Annotated in this window: 13 protein-coding genes and 1 pseudogene; 4 read left to right on the top strand and 10 right to left on the bottom strand. The window is 36.9% G+C overall.

The features are described 5' to 3' along the window. Positions 1-4: 4 nt before the first annotated feature. Complete coding sequence (locus tag MKY26_RS21575) at positions 5-1,651, bottom strand: ABC transporter substrate-binding protein (protein ID WP_328198440.1); 1,647 nt, start codon at positions 1,649-1,651, stop codon at positions 5-7. A 647-nt stretch (positions 1,652-2,298) separates the two neighbouring features. On the opposite strand from MKY26_RS21575, the gene MKY26_RS21570 reads away from it, so the two are divergent. Continuing rightward, positions 2,299-2,604, top strand: a complete 306-nt coding sequence (locus MKY26_RS21570) for a putative quinol monooxygenase (RefSeq protein ID WP_341098591.1) — start codon at positions 2,299-2,301, stop codon at positions 2,602-2,604. Between the two features lie 89 nt (positions 2,605-2,693). Here the strand turns inward: MKY26_RS21570 and MKY26_RS21565 are convergent, their stop codons facing one another. Next, the gene (locus MKY26_RS21565; protein WP_341098590.1) at positions 2,694-4,187 is read right to left on the bottom strand and encodes an FAD-dependent monooxygenase; all 1,494 of its coding nucleotides are present in this window, start codon (positions 4,185-4,187) and stop codon (positions 2,694-2,696) included. A gap of 18 nt (positions 4,188-4,205) precedes the next feature. After that, positions 4,206-5,365 (bottom strand): annotated as a pseudogene (locus tag MKY26_RS21560) (YhgE/Pip domain-containing protein). A gap of 159 nt (positions 5,366-5,524) precedes the next feature. On the opposite strand from MKY26_RS21560, the gene MKY26_RS21555 reads away from it, so the two are divergent. Together MKY26_RS21555 and MKY26_RS21550 are read left to right on the top strand one after the other, a co-directional pair. Further along, positions 5,525-6,136, top strand: coding sequence for a TetR/AcrR family transcriptional regulator (locus tag MKY26_RS21555; protein ID WP_322910108.1), 612 nt, complete (start codon positions 5,525-5,527; stop codon positions 6,134-6,136). Between the two features lie 80 nt (positions 6,137-6,216). Then, positions 6,217-6,348 carry a hypothetical protein gene (locus MKY26_RS21550; RefSeq protein WP_267892255.1) on the top strand — a complete coding sequence of 44 codons (132 nt, stop codon included), beginning with the start codon at positions 6,217-6,219 and terminating at the stop codon, positions 6,346-6,348. Between the two features lie 10 nt (positions 6,349-6,358). Here the strand turns inward: MKY26_RS21550 and MKY26_RS21545 are convergent, their stop codons facing one another. Both MKY26_RS21545 and MKY26_RS21540 read right to left on the bottom strand, forming a co-directional pair. Beyond that, the gene (locus MKY26_RS21545; RefSeq protein WP_341098589.1) at positions 6,359-7,204 is read right to left on the bottom strand and encodes a GNAT family N-acetyltransferase; all 846 of its coding nucleotides are present in this window, start codon (positions 7,202-7,204) and stop codon (positions 6,359-6,361) included. 1 nt (position 7,205) lies between these two features. Beyond that, entirely contained in the window at positions 7,206-7,754 is a 549-nt protein-coding gene (locus MKY26_RS21540) for a GNAT family N-acetyltransferase (RefSeq protein WP_307314945.1), read from the bottom strand. A 748-nt stretch (positions 7,755-8,502) separates the two neighbouring features. On the opposite strand from MKY26_RS21540, the gene MKY26_RS21535 reads away from it, so the two are divergent. Next, the gene (locus MKY26_RS21535) at positions 8,503-9,609 is read left to right on the top strand and encodes a hypothetical protein (RefSeq protein WP_341098588.1); all 1,107 of its coding nucleotides are present in this window, start codon (positions 8,503-8,505) and stop codon (positions 9,607-9,609) included. Here the strand turns inward: MKY26_RS21535 and MKY26_RS21530 are convergent. The 5 genes from MKY26_RS21530 to MKY26_RS21510 form a co-directional block, all read right to left on the bottom strand. After that, positions 9,565-9,735, bottom strand: coding sequence for a DUF3976 domain-containing protein (locus tag MKY26_RS21530; RefSeq protein WP_322910113.1), 171 nt, complete (start codon positions 9,733-9,735; stop codon positions 9,565-9,567). The genes MKY26_RS21535 and MKY26_RS21530 overlap by 45 nt on opposite strands. Before the next feature lie 20 nt (positions 9,736-9,755). Continuing rightward, complete coding sequence (locus tag MKY26_RS21525; RefSeq protein WP_307314954.1) at positions 9,756-10,130, bottom strand: permease; 375 nt, start codon at positions 10,128-10,130, stop codon at positions 9,756-9,758. A 1-nt stretch (position 10,131) separates the two neighbouring features. Next, the gene (locus MKY26_RS21520) at positions 10,132-10,344 is read right to left on the bottom strand and encodes a helix-turn-helix transcriptional regulator (RefSeq protein ID WP_095370514.1); all 213 of its coding nucleotides are present in this window, start codon (positions 10,342-10,344) and stop codon (positions 10,132-10,134) included. 120 nt (positions 10,345-10,464) lie between these two features. Beyond that, positions 10,465-10,692, bottom strand: a complete 228-nt coding sequence (locus MKY26_RS21515) for a helix-turn-helix domain-containing protein (RefSeq protein WP_095370515.1) — start codon at positions 10,690-10,692, stop codon at positions 10,465-10,467. Positions 10,693-10,701: 9 nt separating this feature from the next. Then, entirely contained in the window at positions 10,702-11,175 is a 474-nt protein-coding gene (locus MKY26_RS21510) for a DUF2975 domain-containing protein (RefSeq protein WP_095370516.1), read from the bottom strand. Between the last annotated feature and the right edge of the window lie 626 nt (positions 11,176-11,801).

The raw sequence follows: 11,801 nt of genomic DNA, 5'->3' as shown, positions 1-11,801 counted from the left end.
TTCCTTACTCTACTACTTGCACTGGTGTAGTGGAGGAAACTTTACGTGCTTCTTCTGGTAAAAAGCTGAATTTATTTATAATACCAAAGCCTAAAGACTCAACATATTGATCATATACATCGGCGTTATACGCATAGATTTCTTCTGGATAATAAAGGGCAATCGCAGTTGGTTGCTCATTATATAGTGTTTGCATATCAAAAGAGATTGCTTTACGATCTTCGATTGTAGTCGCGTTCATCCAGTTCGATACTAACTCATCCATTTCTGGATAAGGTAGATCTTTTGTCCAAAGATAAGAAGATCGATGAGACATAATGAACTGATCCGGGTCAGCTACACCATGAGGACCAATTAAACTTACATAAGAATCAAAGTCATCTTCAGATACAGCCGCTGTATAAGTTGTTGGATCCATTGTTTTCACTTCGAACTGAATACCGATTTCTTTCATTTGAGTTTGTAACATTTCTGCTGTACGGATATATAATGGCTCTGCAGAAGAAACACTAATATCAAGTTTTAAGTTTTCTCCTTCTGGTGTTTCACGATAGCCATCATTATTGCTATCTTCATATCCAAGTTCATCTAGCATGTTGTTAGCTTCTTCTACATTGAATGGTGTTGATAATTCGGGATTTGTCCATGGTGAATCTGGATGCGGATACCCTTTTTCACCCGCTCTTCCTTGTCCTAAAAGAACTGTACTGACAATACTCTCACGATCAATGCCAAGAGAGATTGCTTGACGGAACTCCTCTGAGTTAAATGGTTCCATCTCATAATTCAATCCAAATTGTACGATTGATAGCGGCGATGTACTTGCCAACTTCATAGAGTCTGTTTTTTGTAAAGTTTCTTGTAATTCAGCTGGTACAGTTCTTGTGGTTGTATCAATCTCACCAGATGTCAAAGCATTGAACATCGCTGTTGAATCTTTAATGATTGGCATACTCAACTTGTTCACAGTCGGTGCACCCATAAAATAATCAGTATTTGCCTCAAATTGATAGTATTGATCTGGTTCATATGCCGTTAATTTGAAAGGGCCTGTTCCAATAGCTAAATCCGTATGTTTGCGTGGATTCTCAACATTTTCCCAAATATGTTTTGGTAAGATTGGTAAGTCGGCAAATGTGATGGTTGCCATTGAAGGACAAGCATAAGCGCATTTGAATTCTAATGTTTCCCCATCATCTAAAATCTCAATAGTATCAACCTTTGGCACTTCACTTACATGGTGCGTGTGACGGTTTGGTGGTCCATCACGGTAGTACTCATATGTAAACTTCACATCTTCAGCCGTAAAGTCTTCTCCATCATGCCACTTAATACCAGAACGAATTTTGACACGCCAAGTTGTATCATCTAACTGCTCTGCTGATTCTGCTAACCATGGTTGTGGCTCATCTACATAAGGGGATGGAGAAAATAATTTATCGTACACAAGATCTGTTAACCAATCCATGTTTCCTGTATAAATATTCAAGGGACCTACATCACTTGGGACCCCGATTTTCAATTCCTCTACTTCTACATTATTTTTATCCTCGCTACTAGCCTTTCCTTCAGATGATGACTCACTAGAGCTGCATCCAGCGATAATCATTAGTACAGCAAGACTAATAAGACCTAATACTTTCTTAAACATCCTCCCTATTTCCCCTCTCTTTTATATAAAATATATTAATATCATTTTTCAATAAGTAGATTATCATAGTTGAGAAAGATTATCAATATCATTTAAATGGAATAATATTCAATAAACCTTTTAAATATAGAGTTTTATTGACTTTGTTTTAGAAAAATATTCTCAGTCTATTCTCAACTGGAAATTTTATCATTATAATTTTTTGGTTAATATTCAAAATATTGTTAAAACTATTTAGAGAAGGAATTCTTATTGAAGGAATCTAGGGGGAATTTGCTTGAAGTAGCGGTGCATTGCAATAGTGGATTGTCCTATGATTATAAAAGGAAAGTTTTTTGATTAGTGGATAAACCTGATACTGAAACTCTTTATCATAATCAAGGATTCAAGTTCCTCTTTTTAATTGTCTAACTTCTTATTAGCCTCGATTTTTCCTATTACGTTGCTCATCCTCTCCTTTCCTTGCTTATTAGTACTTAATCTGTTTCATTTTCTTAAAGAATACCGCATTTGCTCCGATTCTTTTTTACCTACATAAACCTCAGGAATTCCCAAAGATAAATACAAATATATTTCCAATCTTTTCAAGGGTTTTGTTTTATGAAGGCAGAACTATATGAAGTATGAGACGATTAGGAGGGATATACATGAACCAGTATAGCCAATTTACGAAATTTATGACGAAAGATAACCAAGGTGATGTATTAGTTAATCTTCTATTACAAGCATCTGAAGAAATGGAACGCCATCAGCCTTGTCAAATTTATCTTATTAATACGGCAAAAAAAGAAGAAAATATCATTTATGTATATGAAGTGTGGTCGAGTAAAGAGGCCCACGAAGAGTCACTTACACTAGAGGTTTTTCAAAACCTAATTAAGCGAGCGAAGCCAATTATTGTAAATATAGAAGTGGTCAGCACTTTTGAATTTGTTGCTGGAAAAGGGGTATAACAATGATATAACAAAACTCACTATAGCCCCTCACCTTTTAAAAGCGTTAGGGGCTATACTATTTTCAATAAAAACTTTACCTCGAGGAATCAGATTCTCACATGCCATTTTTTAACGTATGCGTTGATTTCATTGACTCCCTCTTCACAAGCTACTGCCACATGACCATCAGGACGAATCAGAAGGATTGTCCCCTCTTTTATACCGGCTTTTTCCACAATCTTTGAATATGGAAAAAAAGTAATAGGTATATCAACAGACTTTGTGTTAAATATTACATCTCCATATACATGAATTTGCCAGTTAAAAGACTGTAACAGATCATAGTTAGTACCAGTAGTAAATGCCACCCATGGTAGGCGATCCCCAGCAGCTACTTTTCCAATTTCGCCAGTTGAAAGCATAGAATCACGATAATGAATCCGTATTTGTGAAACCACTTTGAATAACATATTTCTAACAGTAGTAAACTTCGTTAATTTAGGAATGAGCGTAGGTAGCACAATACTTCGTATCATCTGATTCCACCTGCCTTTTCCGACCATGATGGAGAATAAGCGGTCAGTGGTTGAGACTAATGTTTTCGCAAAAGCCATTCTCTCCTCTTCATACGAGTCAAGAACAGACGAATCCATTCTTCCATCAATGACAGCACCCAATTTCCAGGAAAGATTGATCGCATCACCAATACCTGTGTTCATTCCCTGTCCACCTGCGGGGCTATGAACATGACCGGCATCACCAGCAATAAATATCCTCCCTTTACGAAAATGCTCACTCATACGATGATGGACTTTGTAAGTGGAAAACCAGTTTACTTTTGTTATCACTATAGACAACTTTTCTTGTAAATACGGAGCTATATCGGAAAATTGTAATCCGTCCTTCTCTTGCAATAGTTCTGGGACAATACCAATTAAACGAAATGAACCGGTTGTACGAATAGGAAAAATAATACAAAATCCTTCGTCAAATAATCGCATCTGAAAACCGTTTGTTTCATTTGATTCACAATAGACATCTGCCACATAAAAGAGTTGTTCATAGGAACCTCCAATAAAATCAAAACCTAAAGCCTTTCGCACTGTACTATGCGAGCCATCACAACCGCAAACATATTGAAACACTTCATCTGACTTCTGTCCTTCCTTATTCAGAAGAGTACATACCTCATTTTCACCATCCGTGAAAGATTCTAGTTTGGTTTGCCATTCTACTTCCACACCATGTTCAGCAAGTAACTCAATGAGTACCTTTTCATGTTCATCTTGCGGCAAGCTTAAAATATATGGAAAGGGGCTTTGCCCTTCCCCCATGTTTTCCACATTTAATTTTGCTTTACGTTTGACATTTTTGAAGAATTGTAAATGTTTAATTTTAATTCCTCTATCAATAACATTATCAGCAATACCAAGTTGTTCGTAAAATTCAAGAATCCTTGCCTGAACGACCATTGCTCTCGATTCCTCACCAGAGCCCTTATTCTTATCGATAATTTTACATGGAATGTTTTGTTTAGTAAGGCCTAATGCTAAAGCTAACCCGGTCGGACCTGCGCCTACAATTAACACTTGATTATTCACAAGTACTCCCTCATCTCACTATTTTTTGGGCTTCAACTTTAGTGCTGTTAAGAAAATCACTATTATACTGACTAAACCAATCCAAAACTGGACGGAAATCAAATCCCATGAGAACGATTGCCCAAAATAGAATAACTCCCTCAATCCTTCTACTAGAAATCTCATTGGTAACCAAGAATAGATCCAAGTTTGATGGAATGAAGACATCATCTCAGGAGCCATAGATAATAATGGGGCGCCAAAGAATAATAGAAGCGCGAAAATAGCAATACCCTTAATGCCTAACAAAGATAAAACAGCTAAGATCATTAAAAAAAAACAGAAGGATGTAGCTGATAAAAATAACGCCTGTCCATAAATGATGGAATGTTCATTCCAACTAGGTCTTCCGCTAACCATGGCAGACCAAATCCAATGATTAAAGAAGCAAACAGACCAATTACAATTTGGCCCACTTTTATAGTAATGTTTTCTTTACGTGAATGTACGGTCATTTTGTTCACAGCAATAAACAAAATTGCTGCAATTGCCATGACTGCAATCCAAAGTGGCTGGAATAAAGAGACTGGTGCATTACCATTTGCGCTGTTTTCTCCAACCGCATTCACGTTCTGATGATTCACTGCAATCGGTTCAGCTAAAACCTCTGCTTGTGAAACAGAAACAGCTGTATCTGCCGTTTTTAACTCCGCAAAAATTTGCGCACGTAACTGCTGATTTAATTGATCAACCATTTGATTAAGCATTTGATTAGCCATAGAGGAGGCAGCGGCATTCATCCCTTGATTAATGATGATATCGATTTCAGGATTTGCTGGATGATTTGTTTTTAATGAAGCTTGTTTTTCACTGAAATCTTTTGGTATGACAAGAGCAGCATAATATTCTTGGTTATCGAGACCTTCTACTACTTTTTCCTTGTTCTTAACCTCGACCCACTTCACTGCAGCTTCATCATCATCTGTACTACTACCCGCTTCCCTGATGTTTTCAACCATCGTCTCCCCTATATTGATAGATCCTTGATTATTTACTTCCATCCCTTCATCCTCATTGACTATCGCAACAGGTAAGTTTTCAGGTGTGGGATTAACTGTTGGAAATAACGTCAGTGAAAAGATAAACATTATAACAAAGGCGAGAATGGGTGTAGCCAATGTTAATTTATCTTTAAAAATTTTCATATGGTCGCCTTCCTTTTTAAGATATAATATTAAACAACACGTTGTTGGTTATAATTATAAATATCAAGAGGTTGGCCATTCAATAATCAAAAAGAGAGAATCTGTTCTTTATGGAACATATTCTTATAATCTGTCGCTTATGGAGGGATTTTTTTGACAAAGAATCAAGATTTACGGGTAACACGCACAAGACAAGCTATTCGAAAAGCAATCGCGGAATTAATTGAAGAAAAGGGTTTTGAAGCAGTAACAGTGAAAGATATTACAACAAGAGCCGGAATCAATAGAGGAACCTTTTATGCACATTATGAGGATAAATACGATTTGATGAATAAATGTCAGGAAGAAATTATGCTTGGATTATCTGAGATTGCTCAGAAAAACATCCCTAAAGTATATGAACAAGTCAATCAATACCCTGGTGGTTCGTTTTCACTAATCATAGGTATTTTCCAATACATTGAACACCATAAAGACTTTCTGAAAGCCATTTTAGGACCAAAAGGTGATCTTTCTTTCCAAACAAAGGTAAAAAAATTTATGTTCAAAAAGCTATTCGATGACCCCAATGGGCCACTGATTAAAGAAGATCAACTACTTGTTCCAAGGGAATACTTAATATCTTATATCGCTTCAGCACATATTGGTGTCCTGCAACAATGGTTACTTGGGGATAAGAATGAAACACCTGAAGAAATAGCTCATATATTATCCACCATTACCCTGAATGGGCCATTCTATGCTGCTGGGATTAAAAAGCAATAACTCCTTACAAATCCTACCTTTTTCACTATATATCTAAACTTGTCCCATTATAAAATAGGTGTAAAAAAGGAGTAATCCATATGTTCATTGCCGTAATAGGATTTATCTTTGTCATGGCTACTTTATTTTCTATAGAACGTAAATTAGCTAAATCTAATGAATTGCATGAAGAAATGATTGCGTTATTGAAGGAAAAGGAAAAGAAAGAATAACCTAAATTATTTATCCAAAAGCCTGCGAGGCAATGGCAAATAGTTGATCCGTTCTTGTTGGTATCTTATTTGAATGTAACATCATCATTGGTGGCTCATTAATCAACTCAAAACCGGCTGCTACTAGCAATTCCTGCAGCTCGTTTTGTTGTGATAAAATATCTATCCTTACGCCATTTCCTTCTCTTTTCTTAAGCTGACTGATGATTTGAAATGCTGAGTGGGTATCTGGTGCAATGATTGGGCCAAGAATCGTATAAACTGGACCAAAAATTGAAAGACCGTACCCGGTTATCTTTCCTTCCTTACTTTTAAGGATTAAGCAATCTTTACTTTGTCTAATTCTCTCCGAGAGGAACTGTGTTCGATTAGCACCAAAGGCTTTCTCATCTAGGGCAATCACTTCTTGAAAATCCTTTTGCTGAAATGGCACCACTTGTGGCGAGGATATAAGCGTATGATTGTTTAAAAAATGAGTTGGCGCAATCAATTTCTTTACTGCCCCTGCCATGTGGAAACCGATTTTTTCATACACCGGCCGCCCATTGGCAGTTGCGATTAATTGAATGATTGTTTGCTCATCTACTTGGCCAATACATTCCTTCATTAAAGCCCTTGCTAACCCCTTTCCTCGGTACTCCTCATGAACAATCACCATACCAATCGAAGCAGCCTTCTCCCCGTATGGAATAATTGCTGCAGACGACACTACCTCACTAGCCTCATTTTTATGTCCAAAAACCTTACTTGAATTTAAAATAGTCGTTACTTCAGCTTGATCATAATCCCAGCCAACAGATTGTGATAGTCGAATGATGTCATCAATGTCTTGGTGGGTCAACATGTGTAGTTTCATATTATCTTGTCATCCATTCATTTTTTAATAAGGAAAAAATACAAGCATCATGTGACTCTCCATTCTGATAGAGATATTGTCTCAGTATGCCTTCTTGCTGAAATCTGAAACGATTAAGCAATTCAATCGAAGCTTTATTTTGAGGAAAAGTAATTGCACCAACACGATTTAATTGTAATGTTTCAAATGTGTATTGTAATACCTTTTCTAGAGTCTCACTTGCTATCCCTTTTCTCCAAAAATCTGGATGGAGCTCATAACCGATTTCGGCTCTAGACTGACCTCTATTCAATAAGTTAAGGCCAACTGTACCAATTAGTTTGTCAGAATCTTTCAGTACGATTGCCCATCTGATTCCCCGCTGCTTCTGAAAAGTCTCCTGCATGAGTTTAATCATATTTACTGCTTGGTTATAATCCGTCAAAGTATCCATACCATAATATCTCGTCACTTTTTCATTCGATAAAACCGCATAATATTCCCAAGCATATACTTCTTTTACTTCTAATAATTTTAAACGACTTGTTTCTAATTCAGGAAAACCTTCCATTACCATACCACCTTTCATTAAAGGTTAGACCTAACATAGAACCGAAAAGTAAACCGCATGTGTTGAAACTTGAGCCTTTGGCGTTAATAACGACCCATCCTGTATTAATCCATTTGCGATAAATTTCGTTTCATTAAACACATCAGAATTTTCTAGATATTCAAGCGGTAAACCGACTATATAATTTTTCCGCTTCAGCCCACCTGCCGATGCCAATAAATGAGGAGAACTTGAAATGCTCCCCATTTTATAGTCATGTTTAAAAAGCTTGTTTTAATCAATTGTAGTAACCGCTCTTCTTCTAAAACAATAGATATATCCAGAACACAGACTAATCCAGCTTCACCTCGAACCGGTTCCTCGCTCACTCCCACAGTAATAATCTGTTTATTTCCTTGCATTAACACAGATTGTACCACACTTAATTCGTATTCACTGAACTGCGGATACCATACAATCGCTGTTTTTTCATTCTTACCTCCAGTTGATATCGAATAATAATATAATAGTACACTATGAAAATGATTGTGGCTCCAATTTCTAAAAATCTTTTATCGCTGCTAATTATCTAATTGATCTATTTCATCCATTTAAGGTTTTCATTGAGCATTTAGAAGACAGTCACACTTCTTCAGTTCGAAACAAGTTGAGAAAAGGAACTGACCGCTTCGCAAATGAGGTTTGCGAGTCTCTCAGTAAGAGAAAAGGAACTGAGCGCCTCGCAAATGAAGTTTGTGAGTCTCTTAAGATGAGAAAAGAGAATGAGCGCTTCGCAAATGAAGTTTGCGAGTCTCTCAGTAAGAGAAAAGGAACTGACCGCTTCGCAAATGAGGTTTGCGAGTCTCTCAAGATGAGAAAAGAGAATGACCGCTTCGCAAATGAGGTTTGTGAGTCTCTCAAGATGAGAAAAGAGAATGAGCGCTTCGCAAATGAGGTTTGCGAGTCTCTCAAGGTGAGAATAGAGAATGAGCGCCTCGCAAATGAAGTTTGTGAGGCGCTCAAGGTGAGAAAAGAAAATGAGTGCTTCGCAAATGAAGTTTGTGAGTCTCTCAGTAAGAGAATAGGAACTGAGCGCCTCGCAAATGAAGTTTGTGAGGCGCTCAGTAGGAGAAAAGAAAATGAGCGCTCCGCAAATGAGGTTTGCGAGTCTCTCAAGGTGAGAATAGAGAATGAGCGCCTCGCAAATGAAGTTTGTGAGTCTCTCAGTAAGAGAAAAGGAACTGAGCGCCTCGCAAATGAAGTTTGTGAGTCACTTAAGATGAGAAAAGAGAATGAGCGCTTCGCAAATGAAGTTTGCGAGTCTCTCAAGATGAGAAAAGAGAATGAACGCTTCGCAAATGAGGTTTGCGAGTCTCTCAGTAGGAGAAAAGAAACTGAGCGCTTCGCAAATGAGGTTTGCGAGTCTCTCAAGGTGAGAAAAGAGAATGAGCGCCTCGCAAATGAAGTTTGTGAGTCTCTCAGTAAGAGAAAAGGAACTGAGCGCCTCGCAAATGAAGTTTGTGAGTCACTTAAGATGCGAAAAGAGAATGAGCGCTTCGCAAATGAAGTTTGCGAGTCTCTCAGTAAGAGAAAAGGAACTGACCGCTTCGCAAATGAGGTTTGCGAGTCTCTCAAGATGAGAAAAGAGAATGAGCGCCTCGCAAATGAAGTTTGTGAGTCTCTCAGTAAGAGAAAAGGAACTGAGCGCTTCACAAATGAGGTTTGCGAGTCTCTCAAGGTGAGAAAAGAGAATGAGCGCCTCGCAAATGAAGTTTGTAAGGCGCTCAAGGTGAGAAAAGAAACTGAGCGCTTCGCAAATGAGGTTTGTGAGTCACTTAAGAACAAAGGAAGCAACAAGAACAAAAACGACAGCTAATAATAAACCGAATTTCACCCAGCCCCTCTTCGTTAATTTCTTTTGCTCGTTTTTATCTTTTCTAATTAAAAATGCGATTGAGAGGAAGGCAATCATAAAGACGAGAAACGGGAAAAAGACATTCATCGTTTCACCACTTTCATTGATTAATAGATTTTTGCAAAAATAACAAAGCTTAGAAAAACGGTGATAATCATTAGGGCACCTAGCAAGTTTAACAATTGTATGGCTGTTATACTGATGACACTGAATTGCAATAATCCGCTAAAAACAAAATAGTATAGCAAAAGAGCGATAAAAGAAGCTGATAACCCCTTTGTCCGGATTAAACGCATTCGTTCATCCTTTTGCTTCCATTCTGGATATAAATAACCTAAACAATAGCACATAATTGCGATCGCAAGGGGCATCAAGAAAGTCATGGTCAGTTCTGTCGCTAAAATCGATACAGTCAGTAAAAATAGCGAAATGATGAGATGAAAAGATCCAATAACAATAAATATTCTTCTTGAACCTTCCATTTTACTCCTCTCCTTTCAATGGCTTTTCATATATAAAAATATCTTCTATCTTTGCTTGAAATAAATGAGCAATTTCAAAGGCGAGTGGTAAGGAGGGGTTATATTTTCCTTTTTCAATTGAAATAATTGTTTGCCTTGAAACGCCTAAAGTGGAAGCTAAACGATCTTGGGAATAACCAAACTCTTTTCTATAGTGCATTAAACGATTCTCCATATGTACCACTCCTAATTAGAGCCATTTTATAGTAAAGCTAACTTAACGTCAAGGTAACTTTACATTTTCTTATTTTAAAAAAACGACTTTCCTTAAGAAAAGTCGCTTGTGATAGTGGAGTTATGTAGCAGAATCGGTCTGTTTATCTTCTTGATATTCAAGTATATCACCAGGCTGGCAATCTAATGCTTTACAAATTGCTTCTAACGTGGAGAACCTTACTGCTTTTGCTTTACTATTTTTTAGAATGGACAAATTCGCCATCGTGATGCCTACTCGTTCTGATAATTCTGTTACACTCATTTTTCTTTTTGCTAACATTACATCGATATTGACGATAATGGCCACATTCTCACCTCAGATGGTCAAATCATTTTCTGACTTTATTTTTAATACATTATATAAAAGTTCTTGAAGTACTGCGGAAAAAATCGAAAGAATCGTTGTTACAAATATAATAGCAAATCCCATCAAAGCCACTCCTGGATGAAGGGCATCTTGCGTAAATAAAAATATCATACCAATTAGATAGATTACACTAATACTAGCACAGGAATATTTAATAGCTCTTAGTGCAGCTACGGAATGCTCAGAAAAACTTTCATTAACACTAATATATCTTAACAGCTTAGATCCTTGATACAAAGTAAAATAGAACGGGATTGCAGTTAGGTACATTCCAAATAATACGGGATATTTTAAATAAGCATATGCTGGATTCAGCTCTGCTGTTTCTTTTGCTAAAAAAGGCAAGCCGATACAGATCCCTAACACAATCAAGCCAAGAATCACAATCACCACTTTTAAAAAAAGCACTTTCCCTTGTCTCATAAACACACCTCACTAATTCTAATTATGCCTATCTTACCTCATTATTTATTGAAAAACAATAAATTTTCATTCCTTACCGTCCTATGTTTTTGGAATATGAAATAGTTAAACATGAATATCCACTATTTCAAGCAAAAGTATTCAATGTATCGAGATAATAAAGTTGTTTAAATTTGAGTTACAAGGATAAGGGGGTTGGGACATAAGTATTCTAGCTAAGGATTATCCGAATAACTAGTAGTATCCAACATCTAATCACTCAGGTTTTTGTAATTTATCCTTTTATGTGAAGTAATAGTGGAATGAAACGGAAGGCACTCGACTCCTGCGGGAAGTAGAGGGAGAGCTTGAGGCCCCGCAGGCAATGCTGAGGAGGCTCAACACCTCCAGTCTCTGTAGCACAATGGAACGTATTTTTTTGCAAATGATGTCTTATAGACCATAATTATTGTTCGTTTTTGAGGTTAGCTCATTTCGTTATGTCCCAGCCCCTTGTTAAAGTTTTTTTCTGTTTATATAATCCTTAAAAAATGAGTAAATAAACTCTTTTTTGTTTTTATACTCTTTCACCCTATCATTTTATAACGCAACCAATCATGATGGTGTGACTTTCTTTTATGTCTGGA

The organism is Cytobacillus sp. FSL R7-0680, from assembly GCF_038009245.1.
Lineage (GTDB): Bacteria > Bacillota > Bacilli > Bacillales > Cytobacillaceae > Cytobacillus > Cytobacillus kochii.
This window is presented reverse-complemented; position numbering and strand designations above follow the sequence as displayed.

Excerpts from the sequence above, each read along its gene's own strand:
- MKY26_RS21520 (WP_095370514.1), bottom strand. The coding sequence starts at position 10,344 with ATGGAGAATCGTTTAATGCACTATAGAAAAGAGTTTGGTTATTCCCAA.
- MKY26_RS21570 (WP_341098591.1), top strand. The coding sequence starts at position 2,299 with ATGAACCAGTATAGCCAATTTACGAAATTTATGACGAAAGATAACCAA.
- MKY26_RS21545 (WP_341098589.1), bottom strand. The coding sequence starts at position 7,204 with ATGAAACTACACATGTTGACCCACCAAGACATTGATGACATCATTCGA.
- MKY26_RS21530 (WP_322910113.1), bottom strand. The coding sequence starts at position 9,735 with ATGAATGTCTTTTTCCCGTTTCTCGTCTTTATGATTGCCTTCCTCTCA.
- MKY26_RS21535 (WP_341098588.1), top strand. The coding sequence starts at position 8,503 with ATGAGAAAAGAGAATGAGCGCTTCGCAAATGAAGTTTGCGAGTCTCTC.
- MKY26_RS21510 (WP_095370516.1), bottom strand. The coding sequence starts at position 11,175 with ATGAGACAAGGGAAAGTGCTTTTTTTAAAAGTGGTGATTGTGATTCTT.
- MKY26_RS21550 (WP_267892255.1), top strand. The coding sequence starts at position 6,217 with ATGTTCATTGCCGTAATAGGATTTATCTTTGTCATGGCTACTTTATTT.
- MKY26_RS21540 (WP_307314945.1), bottom strand. The coding sequence starts at position 7,754 with ATGGAAGGTTTTCCTGAATTAGAAACAAGTCGTTTAAAATTATTAGAA.
- MKY26_RS21575 (WP_328198440.1), bottom strand. The coding sequence starts at position 1,651 with ATGTTTAAGAAAGTATTAGGTCTTATTAGTCTTGCTGTACTAATGATT.
- MKY26_RS21525 (WP_307314954.1), bottom strand. The coding sequence starts at position 10,130 with ATGGAAGGTTCAAGAAGAATATTTATTGTTATTGGATCTTTTCATCTC.